At 71.0% G+C, this 14,840-nt stretch carries 17 protein-coding genes; 12 read left to right on the top strand and 5 right to left on the bottom strand.

Features of this window, described 5'->3' with window-relative positions; translation table 11 throughout:
- Nucleotides 1-5: 5 nt before the first annotated feature.
- The 7 genes from AFL01nite_RS01900 to nusB are packed head-to-tail and all read left to right on the top strand — an operon-like array spanning nt 6 to nt 5,501.
- Nucleotides 6-662, top strand: a complete 657-nt coding sequence (locus AFL01nite_RS01900) for an A24 family peptidase (protein WP_146825394.1) — start codon at nt 6-8, stop codon at nt 660-662.
- A gap of 12 nt (nt 663-674) precedes the next feature.
- Nucleotides 675-1,853 carry a chorismate synthase gene (gene aroC, locus AFL01nite_RS01905; RefSeq protein WP_146825395.1) on the top strand — a complete coding sequence of 393 codons (1,179 nt, stop codon included), beginning with the start codon at nt 675-677 and terminating at the stop codon, nt 1,851-1,853.
- Nucleotides 1,850-2,362: a shikimate kinase gene (locus tag AFL01nite_RS01910; RefSeq protein WP_146825396.1), complete on the top strand. Its 513-nt coding sequence runs from the start codon at nt 1,850-1,852 to the stop codon at nt 2,360-2,362. Before aroC ends, AFL01nite_RS01910 begins: the two co-directional genes overlap by 4 nt.
- Nucleotides 2,359-3,441, top strand: coding sequence for a 3-dehydroquinate synthase (gene aroB / locus AFL01nite_RS01915; RefSeq protein ID WP_146825397.1), 1,083 nt, complete (start codon nt 2,359-2,361; stop codon nt 3,439-3,441). Before AFL01nite_RS01910 ends, aroB begins: the two co-directional genes overlap by 4 nt.
- Nucleotides 3,434-4,510, top strand: a complete 1,077-nt coding sequence (locus AFL01nite_RS01920) for a M24 family metallopeptidase (protein ID WP_246119544.1) — start codon at nt 3,434-3,436, stop codon at nt 4,508-4,510. Before aroB ends, AFL01nite_RS01920 begins: the two co-directional genes overlap by 8 nt.
- On the top strand, nt 4,507-5,073 hold the full coding sequence (efp, locus tag AFL01nite_RS01925; protein ID WP_246119563.1) for an elongation factor P: 567 nt from the start codon (nt 4,507-4,509) through the stop codon (nt 5,071-5,073). Before AFL01nite_RS01920 ends, efp begins: the two co-directional genes overlap by 4 nt.
- Nucleotides 5,073-5,501, top strand: coding sequence for a transcription antitermination factor NusB (gene nusB, locus AFL01nite_RS01930; RefSeq protein WP_146825399.1), 429 nt, complete (start codon nt 5,073-5,075; stop codon nt 5,499-5,501). Before efp ends, nusB begins: the two co-directional genes overlap by 1 nt.
- Here the strand turns inward: nusB and efeB are convergent.
- The 4 genes from efeB to AFL01nite_RS01950 form a co-directional block, all read right to left on the bottom strand.
- Entirely contained in the window at nt 5,498-6,751 is a 1,254-nt protein-coding gene (efeB, locus tag AFL01nite_RS01935) for an iron uptake transporter deferrochelatase/peroxidase subunit (RefSeq protein ID WP_146825400.1), read from the bottom strand. The two genes, nusB and efeB, sit on opposite strands and share 4 nt — an antisense overlap.
- Complete coding sequence (gene efeO / locus AFL01nite_RS01940; protein WP_146825401.1) at nt 6,748-7,959, bottom strand: iron uptake system protein EfeO; 1,212 nt, start codon at nt 7,957-7,959, stop codon at nt 6,748-6,750. The genes efeB and efeO overlap by 4 nt, the downstream gene beginning before the upstream one ends.
- Nucleotides 7,956-8,816 (bottom strand): iron uptake transporter permease EfeU, encoded by an 861-nt coding sequence (gene efeU / locus AFL01nite_RS01945; RefSeq protein WP_146825402.1) that lies wholly within the window; start codon nt 8,814-8,816, stop codon nt 7,956-7,958. The genes efeO and efeU overlap by 4 nt, the downstream gene beginning before the upstream one ends.
- A 160-nt stretch (nt 8,817-8,976) precedes the next feature.
- Nucleotides 8,977-10,056 carry a DUF222 domain-containing protein gene (locus tag AFL01nite_RS01950; protein ID WP_146825403.1) on the bottom strand — a complete coding sequence of 360 codons (1,080 nt, stop codon included), beginning with the start codon at nt 10,054-10,056 and terminating at the stop codon, nt 8,977-8,979.
- A gap of 70 nt (nt 10,057-10,126) precedes the next feature.
- On the opposite strand from AFL01nite_RS01950, the gene AFL01nite_RS01955 reads away from it, so the two are divergent.
- Nucleotides 10,127-11,086, top strand: coding sequence for a hypothetical protein (locus AFL01nite_RS01955; RefSeq protein ID WP_146825404.1), 960 nt, complete (start codon nt 10,127-10,129; stop codon nt 11,084-11,086).
- Here the strand turns inward: AFL01nite_RS01955 and AFL01nite_RS01960 are convergent.
- Complete coding sequence (locus tag AFL01nite_RS01960) at nt 11,074-11,637, bottom strand: YdeI/OmpD-associated family protein (RefSeq protein WP_146825405.1); 564 nt, start codon at nt 11,635-11,637, stop codon at nt 11,074-11,076. The genes AFL01nite_RS01955 and AFL01nite_RS01960 overlap by 13 nt on opposite strands.
- Before the next feature lie 53 nt (nt 11,638-11,690).
- On the opposite strand from AFL01nite_RS01960, the gene AFL01nite_RS01965 reads away from it, so the two are divergent.
- The 4 genes from AFL01nite_RS01965 to AFL01nite_RS01980 all read left to right on the top strand — a co-directional run bounded on the left by AFL01nite_RS01965 (nt 11,691) and on the right by AFL01nite_RS01980 (nt 14,840).
- Nucleotides 11,691-12,866: an SGNH/GDSL hydrolase family protein gene (locus tag AFL01nite_RS01965; RefSeq protein WP_146825406.1), complete on the top strand. Its 1,176-nt coding sequence runs from the start codon at nt 11,691-11,693 to the stop codon at nt 12,864-12,866.
- 22 nt (nt 12,867-12,888) lie between these two features.
- A complete protein-coding gene (locus tag AFL01nite_RS01970) occupies nt 12,889-13,344 on the top strand; it encodes a GNAT family N-acetyltransferase (RefSeq protein ID WP_146825407.1) in 456 nt (151 codons plus the stop codon).
- 90 nt (nt 13,345-13,434) lie between these two features.
- A complete protein-coding gene (locus AFL01nite_RS01975; protein WP_146825408.1) occupies nt 13,435-14,421 on the top strand; it encodes an RNA polymerase subunit sigma-70 in 987 nt (328 codons plus the stop codon).
- On the top strand, nt 14,418-14,840 hold the full coding sequence (locus AFL01nite_RS01980) for a DUF6069 family protein (protein ID WP_146825409.1): 423 nt from the start codon (nt 14,418-14,420) through the stop codon (nt 14,838-14,840). Before AFL01nite_RS01975 ends, AFL01nite_RS01980 begins: the two co-directional genes overlap by 4 nt.

Below are 14,840 nucleotides of genomic sequence, written 5' to 3' on the forward strand. Positions count from 1 at the left end.
ACCTCGTGTCGATCCTCGTGAGTGCGCTGCTGGCCGGGCTGCTGGCCGCGGTGTCGCCGCTGCTGCTGTCCCGGCTGCCCGAGCCCACCGCTGAGCCCGAGCCGGACATGCCGGTCAAGATCCCGTACGTCGAGCTCGGCGCCGTGCCTCGGCTGGGCCTCTGGCTCGCCCTGCCGGCGGCCGTCCTGGGTGCGGTCGCCGCCGCCACGATCACCGAGCCGAGGCTGCTGCCGGTCTGGATCCCGATCGCCGCCGCGACCCCGGTGCTGGCGTGGGTCGACTGGAAGGTGCACCTGCTGCCGTACCTGATCGTCGCGCCGCTGTACGTCCTGTCGTGGCTGCTGATCGGCGTCAGCGCGCTGTGGATGCAGGACGCGTCGGTGCTGCTGCACGCGCTCTACGGCAACCTCGGGGTGTTCGGCTTCTACTTCGTGCTGGGCCTGCTCGGCCCCATGGGCTACGGCGACATCCGGCTGTCGGCGGTGGTGGGCGTGGGCCTCGGTCCGCTCGGCTTCATCGCCACGTTCTACGGCCTGTTCTTCGGTCTCGTCATCGGCGCGATCGCCGGTCTGGTGCTCGTCCGTGGCCGTCTCGGCAACCAGACGCCGATCGCGTTCGGTCCATACCTGCTGCTCGGTGCGTTCGCGGCTCTGTGGGTCTGAGAGAATCGCCCCATGCTTCGTTGGTTGACTGCCGGTGAGTCACACGGCCCCGCACTCGTCGCGACCCTCGATGGCCTTCCGGCCGGGGTCGAGGTGACGAGCAAGGAGATCCAGGCCGCCCTGGCGCGCCGCCGTCTCGGCTACGGCCGCGGCGCGCGCATGGCCTTCGAGGCCGACGAGCTGGAGATCATCGGCGGCATCCGCCACGGCCGCACGCTCGGCAGCCCGATCGCGATGCGCATCGGCAACAGCGAGTGGCCCAAGTGGGACCAGGTGATGTCGGCCGACCCGGTCGACCCCGAGACCCTCGCCGGGCTCAAGCGCAACGCGCCGCTGACGCGTCCGCGCCCGGGCCACGCCGACCTGGCCGGCATGCAGAAGTTCGACTTCGACGAGGCCCGCCCGATCCTCGAGCGCGCCAGCGCCCGCGAGACGGCCGCCCGCGTCGCCCTGGGTGAGATCGCCGCCCAGTTCATCGCCCAGACCACCGGCGCGACGATCGTCAGCCACGTCGTCGAGCTGGGCACGGTCAAGGCGCCCGCGGGCGTCCTGCCGAGCCATGCCGACGTCGAGCGCCTCGACGCCGACCCGCTGCGCTGCTTCGATCCCGATGCCTCCGCCGCGATGGTGGCCGAGGTCGACGCCGCCCACAAGGACGGGGACACCCTCGGCGGTGTCGTCGAGGTCATCGTCGAGGGCCTGCCGCCGGGTCTGGGCTCGCACACGCAGTGGGACCGCCGGCTCGACAGCCGCCTGGCCGCCGCGCTCATGGGCATCCAGGCGATCAAGGGCGTCGAGCTCGGCGACGGCTTCGAGCTGGCGCGGACGCGCGGCTCGCTGGCGCACGACGAGATCGTCCCCACGCCCGAGGGCATCCGTCGCGTCTCGGGTCGCGCCGGCGGCACCGAGGGCGGCATGACGACGGGCGAGCTGCTGCGCGTGCGTGCGGCCATGAAGCCCATCGCCACCGTGCCGCGGGCCCTGCGCACGATCGACGTCCAGACCGGCGAGGAGACCCGCGCGCACCACCAGCGCTCCGACGTCTGCGCCGTCCCGGCCGCCGGCATCGTCGCCGAGGCCATGGTCGCGCTCGTGGTCGCCGACGCGCTGCTGGAGAAGTTCGGCGGCGACTCCGTCGGAGAGACGGCACGCAACGTGCGCACCTACCTCGAGAACCTGAGCTACCGGTGACCTCGACCCGGCCGGTCGTGGTGGTCGTGGGTCCGCCCGGGTCCGGCAAGACCACCGTCGCCGAGCTGCTCGCGGCCCGGCTGGGCGTCGCGGTCCGCGACACCGACCAGGACGTCGAGGCCGCCGAGGGGGAGTCGATCCAGGACATCTTCGTCGGCCGCGGCGAACCCGTCTTCCGCGAGCTGGAGGCAGCCGCGGTGGCCGAGGCGCTGAGCACCCACGACGGAGTGCTGGCGCTCGGGGGAGGGGCCGTCATCGACGAGCGCACCCGCGCCCTGCTGGCCGACCACACGGTCGCGCACCTGGACGTCAGCCTGGCCGGCGCGGCGGCCCGCGTCGGCATGAACACCGGTCGCCCGTTGCTGATGGGCAACATCCGCGGCCAGCTCAAGAAACTCATGGACGCCCGCCGACCGCTCTACCAGCAGGTCGCGACGTTCACGGTCGACACGAACGAGCTCACGCCCGACCAGGTCGCCGACCGGATCCTCGCGGAGATGGGCCGATGACCCGCCGCGTCGCGGTCGAGACGGCGCGGCCGTACGAGGTCGTCGTGGGCCACCACGTGATGGCCGAGCTCGAGCACCTCGTCCCCGAGGACGCCCTGCGCGTCGCGATCATCCACGCCGGACCGGTCAAGGGCGTCGCCGAGGGGCTCGCGCTGCACCTGCCCGGTCGCGAGGTGCTGCTGATCGAGGCGCCCGACGGCGAGCAGGCCAAGACCGTCGAGTTCCTCGCGCACTGCTGGGACCAGCTCGGGCTGCGCGGCTTCACCCGCTCCGACCTCGTCATCGGCGTCGGGGGAGGGGCCACCACCGACCTCGCCGGGTTCGTCGCCGCCAGCTGGCTGCGCGGTGTCCGCTTCGTCACCGTCCCCACCACCGTGCTCGGCATGGTCGACGCCGCGGTCGGCGGCAAGACCGGCATCAACGTCGCGGCGGGCAAGAACCTCGTCGGCGCGTTCCACGAGCCCGTCGGCGTGCTGTGCGACCTCTCGACGCTGGCCGACCTGCCGGTCCGTGAGCTGCGCGGGGGACTGGCCGAGGTCATCAAGTGCGGGTTCATCGCCGACCCCACGATCCTCGCCGACGTCGAGGCCGCGCCCGAGCGCGCGCTCGACCCGGCCGACGACCTGCTGGCCGACCTCGTCACCCGGGGGATCGTCGTCAAGGCCGCCACCGTCGCCACCGACCTGCGTGAGACCGGTGCGGACGGATCGATCGGGCGCGAGGCGCTCAACTACGGCCACACGCTGGCCCACGCGATCGAGCGGCACGAGAAGTACACGATCCGCCACGGCGAGGCGATCAGCGTCGGCATGGTGTTCGTCGCCGAGCTCGCCCACCGGAACGGGCTGATCGACGACGCGCTGCTGGCGCGCCACCGTGCCATTCTGGGTCTCGTGGGCCTCCCGACGAGCTACGACGGCGCGACGTTCGCCGACCTCCTCGCCGGGATGCGTCTCGACAAGAAGACCCGCGGCGACCAGCTGCGGTTCGTCGTGCTCGACGGCCTGGCGCAGCCGGTGATCCTGGCCGGGCCCGACGAGGACGTGCTGCGCGAGTGCTGGGACGCCGTCCGTGGCTGACGGCACCCGCATCGAGCGGCTCCAGGACCTCCTGCGCGAGGCCGGGCATGCCGCGATGTACGTGTCCGACCTGGTCAACGTGCGCTACCTGACCGGCTTCACCGGCTCGAACGGCGCCGTCCTGGTGCAGACCCACGGCGAGCCCGTGTTCCTGACCGACGGCCGCTACCGCGACCAGGCGGCCGCCGAGCTCGCCGCGGCGGGTCTGGCCGATGTCGAGATCCTCGTGACCCGCGACCTCCTCGGTGTCGCCGCGGGCCGCGCTCCGGCCGACCTCGTCGCCGAGACGCACGTGCTGGACGTCGAGTCGTGGCAGAAGCTCGACCGGCCCGAGGCCTCCGGACGGCTGGTCGAGCGCCTGCGCGAGGTGAAGGACGACGACGAGATCGCCTCGCTGCGGCGCGCGTGCGAGATCTCGTGCGAGGCCCTCGAGGCCCTGCTCGTCGGCCCGCTGGCCGGCCGCACCGAGCGGGAGGTCGCGCGCGACCTCGAGTGGCGGATGCTCGATCTGGGTGCCGAGGACCGCGCCTTCGACACGATCCTGGCCTCGGGCGAGAACACCGCCATCCCGCACCACCAGCCGACCGACCGCGTGCTGCGGGCCGGCGACCTCGTCAAGGTCGACTTCGGCGCCAAGGTCGATGGCTACCACGCGGACTGCACGCGCACCGTCGTGATCGGCAGCGCCGCCGCGTGGCAGCGCGAGATCCACGCCGCCGTGAAGGAGTCGCAGGCCGCCGGTCTCGACCGGCTCCGCCCGGGTGTCCCGGTGGCCGAGTCCAACGCCGCGGCGCGCGACTCGCTCGAGCGCGCGGGATGGCTCGACGCCTTCACGACAGGCCTCGGACACGGCGTCGGACTCCAGATCCACGAGGACCCGTTCATCGCGTCCGCACACCCCGGTAGACTTGCCAGCCGCACCGTCCTGACGATGGAACCGGGGATCTATCTCCCGGGCCGAGGGGGCGTGCGCATCGAGGACACCGTCCTCGTCACCGACCCCGACCACCATGGTGGTGAGCCGGACGTGCTCACCGACATGACCACAGAACTCCTGGAGATCGACTGATGGCGACCACGAACGACCTCAAGAACGGCATGGTGCTCAAGATCGACGGACGGCTGCTCACCGTCATCGACTTCCAGCACGTCAAGCCGGGCAAGGGCCCTGCTTTCGTCCGCACCAAGCTGAAGGACGTCGAGTCGGGCAAGACGCTCGACCGCACCTTCAACGCCGGCATGAAGGTCGAGACCGCCAGCGTCGACAAGCGCGACATGCAGTACCTGTACAACGACGGCAGCAACTACGTCTTCATGGACACCGCCACGTTCGACCAGATCGAGGTCACGCCCGAGATCATGGGCTCCACCGTCGACTACCTGCTCGAGAACCAGGACGCCGTCGTCGCCACCAACGAGGGCCGCGTGCTCTACGTCGAGCTGCCGGCCTCGGTCGAGCTCGTCATCGAGCACACCGACCCGGGCCTGCAGGGCGACCGCTCCAGCGGCGGCACCAAGCCGGCGCGCCTCGAGACGGGCAAGGAGATCCAGGTCCCGCTGTTCGTCGGCTCGGGCGAGAAGATCAAGGTCGACACCCGTGACGGCAGCTACCTCGGTCGTGTGAAGGCCTGATGGCTGCTCGCACCAAGGCGCGCAAGCGGGCCCTGGACATCCTCTTCGAGTCCGAGTCCCGGGGGCTCTCGGCTGACGGCACGCTGGCCGACCGGCTCGAGGTCAACGACCCGCCGGTCAACCCGTACACCGTCTCGCTGGTCGAGGGCGTCGCCGCGAACATCGAGCAGATCGACGCGCTGCTCGAGGAGCACTCGCACGCCTGGCCGCTCGAGCGGATGCCCGCGGTCGACCGCAACCTGCTGCGGATCGCGGTGTTCGAGATCCTGCACGTCGACGACGTGCCCGACCCGGTCGCGATCAGCGAGGCGGTCGAGCTGGCCACCGAGCTCTCCACCGACGAGTCGCCGCGGTTCGTGAACGGGCTGCTGTCGAAGGTCGCCCAGGTCAAGGACCAGCCGACCGACACGAATCAGCCGACCGACTAGAAGAGCCCGCTTCCGACGGAGTCCCCGGCGCGGATGCCGCCGGGGACCGCGAAGATCGCCGATCCGATGTGGCGGATGTACTCGTTGAGCGTGTCCTTCGCCAGCGACCTCTGGACGTCGATGAACTGCTGCGGCGAGCGCACGAACGCGAGGAAGAACAGGCCGGCGTTGAGCTGGCCCAGGTCGTTGTTGCCCTCGACGAAGTTGTAGCCGCGCCGCAGCATCCGCGCGCCGCCGTTGTGGTCGGGGTGGGCCAGCCGGACGTGGGAGTCCATCGGGATCGCCGGGCCACCGGCCTTGGTCGAGAAGACGTCGAACTTCGGCTCGGTGAACTCGGTGCCGCCCGACAGGGGAGCGCCCTCGCCCTTGTCGCGGCCGATGATGGCCTCCTGCTCCTCCAGCCGGACGCGGTCCCACGACTCGATCAGCATCTGGATCTTGCGGGCGACGAGGAACGTGCCGCCGTCGAGCCAGGGCTGGTCGGAGTCGTCGGCCCAGACCGATGTCGCAAGGTCGGAGCCGTCGCTGCCGAAGATGTTGGCGGTGCCGTCCTTGAAGCCGAAGAGGTTGCGTGGGGTGGCCTGCGCCTTGGACGTGGTCGAGGTGCGGCCGTAGCCGAGCTGCGTCCAGCGGACCTGCGCCCGGCCGAAGGCGATGCGCGAGAGGTTGCGGATGGCGTGCACGGCGACCTGCGGGTCGTTGGCGCACGCCTGGATGCACAGGTCGCCGCCGCTGAAGCGGTCCTCGAGCAGGTCGAACGCGAACGAGGGCAGCTCGACGAGCTCCTTCGGGCGCCGGTCGGCGATGCCGAAGCGGTCGCGCCCGTCCGCGTCCTCGAACAGGGTGGGGCCGAAGCCGAACGTGATGGTCAGGGCGTTGGCCTGGAGGTCGAGCGCCTCGCCGGTGTCGTCCGGCGGCTTGTACGGGCCGCCGCCGACGGCTCCCTCGTCGGTGACGTCCTGGCCCCGGGTCATGCGGGCGGCCGCGGCCGTCCAGTCGGCCAGCAGGGACTTGAGCTCCTCGCGCCCGGCGGTGGACGTCATGTCGAAGGACGCGAAGTACAGGTGCTGCTGGACCGCGGTGGTGATGCCGGCCTGGTGCTTGCCGCGGAACGGCACCACGAGATCGGTGGTGCTGGGGGCGTCGTCACCCCGCGCGGCGCCGGCGGTGAACCCACCGGCGACGCCGGCAGCACCTGCCGCGCCGATCAGCCCGAGGGCCGACCGGCGTGACAGCCGCGGACCGGTCATGACTTCGAGACTCCCAGGACGGTGTGCGTCAGCTGCGACAGCGGCTCGCTCAGGGCGTTCAGCTGGGCGCCGAGCTCGTTGCGCTGCGCCTGCTCGACCGTGTCGTAGGAGACGAAGCCCTGGTCGTAGTCGCCGTACGTCTCGAGCAGGGCGAACATGCCCTTGAACTGGCGGTCGAGGTCGCCGACGAGCTTCTCGCCCTCGGTGCCCTTGGCCTCGGCGATGTCGCGGACCGCGCCGTACGCGACCTGGGCGCCCTCGACGTTGGCGTAGAAGTCGTAGAGGTCGGTGTGGCTGAACTCGTCCTCCTCGCCGGGCAGCTTGCCGTCGGGCGCGGCGATCTCGTCGAGCAGTCCGATGGCGCCGTTGGTGATGTCGCCGACGGTCAGCACGAACTCATCGGAGTGGACCTTGTCGTAGAGGGCCTTGATGTCCGTCCTGAGCTGGTCGCCCAGCTTCGCGCGGCCCTTCTCGTCGAGCTCGATCAGTTCCTCGGTCGGGTAGTTCTTCCGCGCCTCGTCGAGCCACAGGTCCATCTCGATGCGGTGGAAGCCGGTGAACGGCAGGTTCTCGGCCTCGGCGCCGGGCTTGCGGTAGTCGATCTTCGGGTCGAGGTCGCCGAACTGCTCGGCGGTGGGCTCGATGCGCTCGTAGTTGATCCGCGTGATCGGGAAGAGCTTCCGAGCGGTCTCGTCGTCGCCGGACGTGTACGCCGCGACGAAGTCGTCGACGTTGCCGACCAGCTCGCCGACCTGGTCCTTCGTGTAGGCCGTGTACGAGGCGACGGCCGCGTCGATCGCCTTCTGCTGGTCCTCGTCGACGGCCACGTCGTCGCCGGTGACGGTGAACTTCGCGTTGCCGATGCCGTCGCCAACCATGCCGGGCTTGCACTCGGTGAAGTACTCGCCGGGCTGGGCCTGGACGGTCAGGTCGCGCGAGGTGCCGGGGGCGATGTTCTCGACCTCGCCGACGATCCGCAGCTTGTTGCTGTCGAGCACGTAGAACTCGGTGATCTTGTCGCCGTCGTTGGTGACGTCGAAGGTGATCGTGCCGCTGTCGGCCTTCGCCGTCGACACCTCGCACCCGTCGGCGGTGCTGGTGACCTTGATGGCGTCGTCACCGGACTCGGAGTTCTTGACGCAGGCGCTCAGGCCGAGCGTCGCGGTGAGGGCGACGGCCAGCACGGTGGAGCGGGAGCGACGATTCATGCACGGGATCCTTCGGTCGTGGCGGGCTGGGCCGCGGGGGTGGGTCGTCGGGTGGCGCGCGCGTACGCGGTGCCGACGACGGCGAGGTAGGCCGCCCAGGCTGCGATCTCGAGCTTGGTCATGTCGGGGGCGAAGCCGATCGTGCCCTTGAGCAGCGCGGCGGGCAGGCCGGACGGGTCGATCGTGTCGCTCAGCTGGAACGCCCAGCCGGATCCACCCTGGGTCCACGGGCCGGGCAGGACTCCGGCCTCCTGCAGGTCGTGGACGCCGTAGGCCAGGATGCCCGCGGCGACGACGATCAGCAGGGCTCCGGTCCAGGTGAAGAACGTGCCGAGGTTGATGCGGACGATGCCCTTGTAGATGAGCCATCCGATCGCCACGGCCGTGAGCAGGCCCAGCACGGCGCCCACCCAGGCCAGGGGAGCGTCGCCGTTGGAGCGGACGGCGCTCCAGAGGAAGAGGGCGGTCTCGAGGCCCTCGCGAGCGACGGCGACGAAGCCGATGGCGACGAGGCCCCAGCCGGGACCATCGAGGCGGGCGTCGACCTGGTGCTCCAGCTCGCGCTTGAGGCCTCGGGCCGTGCGGGCCATCCAGAAGATCATCCAGGTGACGAGTCCGACCGCCAGGATCGACAGCGTCCCGCCGATGATCTCCTGCGCCTCGAACGTCAGCCCGTAGGTGCCGAAGGTCAGGAGGGCGCCGAGGCCCAGCGAGAGCACGACCGCCAGCGCCACGCCCGCCCAGATGCGGGGCACGACGTCGTCGCGGCCGATCTTGCGGACGTAGGCGATGAGGATGCCGACCACCAGCGAGGCTTCGAGGCCCTCGCGCAGGCCGATCAGGAAAGTACCGAGCATCGTGTGTCACCTTTGCCGGCCGCCCTGGGTTAGGCGAGCCTCAGCAAAGATACATCACCCCGGGATCACGGTCCGTGTCCGGTGCGTCACGTCGCGCGGTACCGCTCGCTGTGCCGGAGGGGCGCATCGAGGTAGCGGTCGTCGAGGTAACCGTGGGACTTCATGTTGTGGTGCTTGCGGCACAGGCACCTGAGGTTCGATGCCGTGGTGGGGCCGCCCGAGTCGTAGGCCTTCGCGTGGTCGAGGTCGGTCTCATGGGCCGGAACTCGGCAGCCGGCGACGCGACAGGCGCCGTCCCTCCAGCGGAGTGCTCGCCGCAATGACTCGGTGGGTTGGTCCGCAGGACGGTGGTGTCGAGGACCTCGCCGAGCGGGTCGAGAACCAGGCGCCGGAAGAGCGTGTGCTCGGACTGGGCGAGCTCGCGCACCCACTCCGCACCGACCGGCTCGCCGTCGAGCGTGAGGCCGGGGCCGTCGGTGAGCCCGATCAGGTCGGTGGCGGCGATGCTGATGGCGATCTCGGCGCGGATGTCGGTCTCGGTGCCGGTGCACGACGTGAGCCAGTGGCCGAGGACGTCGGCCTGCTTCTGCTCACGGGTGCGGCGGTCCTTCTCGCCCGTGTCGGGATCGATCGCCGGAAGGGACTTCGCGGTCCGGCGGAGTCGGTCGCCGACGGCGATCGCGAGCGGGGTGGGCAGGAGGGCGGCCAGCCACGACGTGCCGTCGTCGTTGTGACGGATCGAGACATGACGCTGCTCGACGGCGCGGGCGGTCTCTTGGGCCGTCGGCTCGGGCTCGAGTCGGGCGCGCAGGCGTCGCAACCAGGAGCGCAGCTCGGCGACGGTGTGGGTCGCCGCGTACTCCGGCGCGGAACGCTCCAGATGGTCGAGCGCCTTGCGGGTCTGCAGCTGCTCGGCCGTGCGGGCGATCGCCGTGACCCGCACGCCGTCGATGTCTCCGGCACGGAACGCCTCCCACACGGCCGGCGCACGGTCGCGCAGGACCCCGGACTCGCTGATCATCGCCCAGATCGTGTTCTCGGAGACGTGCAGCGACTGGGCGAGGTCGAGGGTGACCTCGCGCCGCGCCAGCTCCTTGGTCAGCGCGATCTCGTCGCAGCGGTCGATCTGCGCCCCGCGCTCGGCGTGCTGGGTGACGACGAAGTGCCACTCGGTGAACTCGGCGATCGCCCGCGCGCGACGCACCGCGTCGGCGGAGAGAGAGGTCGTTTCCGAGGTCATGCACCCAACCTAGTGGGCGCCACCGACAGAAACGGCGCGCCGCGGGATCGGGTCGCACTACGGTGACGACGTGAACGAAGAGGTCGTCGGGCTGATGGTCCGGTTGGCGTGCGGGGAGGCGAGCGAGCCCCCGTTGCGCGGACTGGTGCAGATCGGCGGGTGCCGGTTCCGGGTCTGGAAGCACTGCGAACGGTTGAGGGTGGAGACCGACGCGGGTGAGCTGCGGGCGGTCCGCGCACCCGACCGGGTGCTCACGTTCCTCAAGGGTGACGAGCTGCCGATCGAGACCGGGCCGGGGTCGCTGGCGTTCGACGACGAGGACGGCGACGTCTCGTACAGTTTCTTGGCGCGCCCGCGCTTGCGGCAGCTCGAGCTGGACGAGCGCCGCGTGACCGGGCCGGTCGAGCGAGGCGCACGGTTCGGGCGACCGACGGCCACCGTCACCCTCGAGCACACCTACCACGACGACTTCGCCACGACGCTGGTGCTGGACGCCGTGACGGGCATGCCGTTCTCGTGGGTGGAAGCCGGCAGCACGATCCTGGAGTGGCGCGAGCTCGAGGTGCTGGACGCGGTCGACGAGTCGCTGCTGCGGTGGGACGGCGACACCCGGAGCGTGGGCTGGTTCGCCTACGTCGGGTCTTCGGAGGAGCTGGACGAGGACGAGGACGAGGACGTCCCCGATGAGGTCCGTGAGCAGCTCCGCGAGAACAGGCGCCGGTCGGGGGAGCTCTCGTCACGCTTCGATCACTCGCCGCTCCTGGCGCGGGTTCCGATGGAGGTGCTCATCGAGTCCTCCGAGCCCGGCCACGTGGCGATCGACGTCCAGCCGGAGACGCTGGTCACCGTGCGAGGTCACGCCTCGGGCAGACGCCGTGACGGGGAGTACGCGACCGAGACCTGGACCACGGACGACGGATGGACCTGGGAGGTGCACGCCGCCGGCGTCGTGGACCCGCAGCTCCTCCCGTCGCTCCGGGAACGGATCGCGGCCTGGCGGGCGTCGCTCGCGTCCGATCAGGGCGATTGAGGGTCCGAGACCTGCAACCGCTCGACCGATCGCTCAAGGAGGCGCACCCGTGCCTCGGCCGATCGTGCCTTCAGCAACGGCAGGACGATCGCGTATTGGTCGGTGCGGCTCAGCCGCTCGAACGCAGCACGGGCGGTGGGCGCCGCGTCGAGCGCTGCCATGAGGTCGGACGGGATCTCGCCGCCGGCCTGCGGAGCGTAGGCGGCGTCCCAGCGTCCGTCGGCACGTGCGGCCGCGAGCTGTGCGAGGCCTCCGGGCCGCATCCGCCCCGCTGCCTCGAGAGCCTCGGCCTTGGCCACGTTGACCTGCGACCACGGAGTTCTCGCTCGTCGCGGCGAGTACCGCTGCAGGAAGGACACGTCGTCGAGTGAGCGTCGGAGGCCGTCGATCCAGCCGTGGCACAGCGCCCCGTCGAGGGCGTCACCGATGGTGATGAGCGGCAGGTCGGTGTTCTTGCGCCGGATGCGCAGCCACGCCTCGGACGCGGTGGCGTGGTGCTCCTCGAGCCACGCGTCCCATACCGCCGCGTCAGCGAGTTCCAGCACGTCCATCCCCGACCTCCTGGGTGCCAGCATCCCAGCCGCGGGCGGGTAACGTCGACGGGATGATCGACCCGAGTCTGCACGACGTTCCGCTCACCGAGGCGCTGTTCCGCGGCATCGTCGAGCTGGAGCGGACCGAGCGCGGAGTCCAGCCGCATCGCCTACCGGCCTGGGCTCGGCGACAGTTGCCCGAGCCGCAGCTGCTCATGGCCGAGGCACAGCCGTCGGGCGTCCGGCTGGTGCTGCGGACGTCCGCGACGACGGTCGAGCTCACGACCCGCCCGACGCGCGTCGGCTACGTGGGGGCGCCGGCGCGACCGGCCGGCGTCTACGAACTCGTGGTCGACGGCGTGGTGACGGATCGTGGGTCCGTCGACGGCGGCGACCTGCTGACGATCGACATGACCACGGGCGCCACCACGATCGAGAACGGTGAGCCCGGCGCGGTGTCCTTTGTCGGGCTGGCTCCGGAGGACAAGACGATCGAGATCTGGCTCCCGCACAGCGAGCTGACCGAGATCGTGTCGCTGCGCGCCGATGCGCCGGTCGAGGCAGTTCCGCCGGATGGTCGCCGGGTGTGGCTTCACCACGGCAGCTCGATCAGTCACGGCTCCAACGCGCTCGGCCCGACCGGCACGTGGCCGGCCGTCGCGGCGCGGGCCGGGGGAGTGGACCTCATCAACCTCGGGTTCAGCGGCAGCGCCCTGCTCGACCCGGCCACCGCTCGCACGATGCGCGACCTCCCGGCCGACGTCATCAGCGTGAAGATGGGCATCAACCTGGTCAACGCCGACCTCATGCGCCTGCGCGGGTTCGTCGCGGCGATGCACGGCTTCCTCGACACGATCCGCGAGGGCCATCCGCAGACGCCCCTGCTGGTGGTCTCGCCGGTGCTGTGCCCGATCCACGAGGACACTCCCGGTCCCGGCGGACCCGACCTGACGACGCTCGGCACGGATGCGGTGCGGTTCGTCGCGGCGGGCGACCCGGCCGAGGTCGCCCAGGGCAAGCTGACCCTCCGCGTGATCCGCGAGCAGATGGCGCAGATCGTCGAGGCACGCAGGCAGGACGACCCGCACCTGCACTACCTCGACGGGCGCGAGCTGTACGGCGACGAGGACGAGGTGACGCATCCGCTGCCCGACGCGCTGCACCCCGACGCGTACACGCAGCGGGTCATGGGCGAGCGGTTCGCGGCGCACGCCTTCGCTACGGGCGGCGTGTTCGGCTCCGCGTGATCGGGTGGGACAGGATGAGTTCATGATCACCCTGGCTCCTGCCGCCTCGGCCAACTGGCGCGACATCGCGCGCGTCCGCGCGGCGGACGGACAACATGAGTGGGTCGCGGAGACGACCTACTACCTGTGCCTGTCGGCGTACGACGGACTCTGGCGCTCCTACGCGATCCTGGACGGCGACGCGACGGTCGGGCACGTGATGTGGGCCGTCGACCCGGAGGACAAGGGCCATTGGATCGGCGGGCTGGTGATCGACGCCGAGCACCAGGGCCGCGGGCTCGGTCGCGCCACGGTAGAGGTGCTGCTCGACCTCTGGGAGCGTGAGGAGCCGGCGCTCTCGGGCACGGCCTACCGCGAGGCCGCGCTGTCCGTCTCGCCCGACAACGAGGCCGCGGTCGGCCTGTACCGGTCGCTGGGCTTCGTCCGGACCGACGAGGACATGGACGACGAGATCGTCATGCGTCGTACTCGCGCCTGACGGGAGCATCCTCGATCCCTGAGTGATGAGTTCTCGCGCCCCCAGCCGTCATACGTGTGACAGGACACGACGAGACGGAAGAGGATGACCATGAGGCTGGACACGCGAAGGGGAGAGCGAGCCGTGACCGAGGTCGATGAGCCCACGTTCTCCGCGATGACCGAACGGCACCGGCGCGAGCTGCACGTGCACTGCTACCGGATGCTCGGGTCGTTCGAGGACGCCGAGGACACGGTGCAGGAGACGTTCCTGCGGGCGTGGCGGCGCCGCGAGACGTTCGAGGGGCGCTCGACGTTCCGGGCGTGGTTGTACCGGATCGCGACGAACGCCTGCCTGGACCTGCTCGCGAAGCGGCGACCGGAGCCCGCGACCGGCGGCGAGGTGCTGTGGCTCCAGCCCTATCCGGACCGGCTGCTCGACCAGGTGCCGGCTGACGACGCGGACGAGCCCGAGACGCTCGCCGTCGCGCGGGAGACGATCGAGCTGGCGTACCTCGTCGCGTTGCAGCACCTCGCACCGCGGCCGCGGGCGGTGCTGATCCTGAGGGACGTGGTCGGCTGGCCCGCGAAGGAGGTGGCCGACCTCCTCGGGGACTCGGTCAACTCGGTGAACAGTGCGCTGCAACGAGCCCGCGCCGGCATGCGGGAGCACCTGCCCGCCGAGCGCCAGGACTGGACCACCGCCGGCGCCGACGACCCCGAGACGCTCGAGCTGGTCCGCCGCTACACCGATGCCTGCGTGGCCACCGACATCGACGCGATCACCGCGCTCCTGAGCGACGACGTCCGCTTCTCGATGCCGCCCGTCCCGGGCCTCCACGTGGGCCGCGACGCGGTCGTGAGCACGTGGGTCGAGGCCGGTTTCCAGGGCATGCCGCGCATGCGGGTCCTCACCACGTCCGCGAACCGGCAGCCTGCGATCGCCGCCTACCTGTGGCAGGACGAGTCCGCCGCGTACCTGCCCCTCGCCATGGACGTGCTGCACGTCGAGGACGGCAAGGTCGCCGAGATCGTCACGTTCGACCACGAGCAGTTCGCACGGTTCGGCCTGCCGGAGCGGCTGGAGGAGGCATCGTGAGCCGGCTGGCCGTGGGGGCGCGACGGGCGTCCCTCGTCCGGGTGGCCGTCACGGGTGTCGTTGCCACGGTGGTGGCTGCGGCGCTCACGACAGCCGCCGCCGCCGTAGCGAAGTCCGCTGGCGTGGACTTCGAGATTCCCGACGGAGGCGAGTCGATCCCGGTCGCCGGGTTCGCGACGGTGACCACGGCGTTCTCGCTCGTAGGTGTCGGGATCGCGCTGGCGCTCTCGCGGTGGAGTGCCCGGCCGGCAACGCGCTTCGTCCAGATCGCGGTGCCGCTCACCGCGGTGTCGCTGGCCCCACCGTTCGCGGTCGGTGCTGACGCCGGAACGGCCGAGACGCTCGTCGGGCTCCACCTCGTGGCCGCGGCCGTGATGGTTCCCGCGATGGCGCGGTGCCTGCGGCGCGGGTCCGACTGA

The sequence above is a fragment of the Aeromicrobium flavum genome, assembly GCF_007992115.1.
Taxonomy (GTDB): Bacteria; Actinomycetota; Actinomycetes; order Propionibacteriales; family Nocardioidaceae; genus Aeromicrobium; species Aeromicrobium flavum.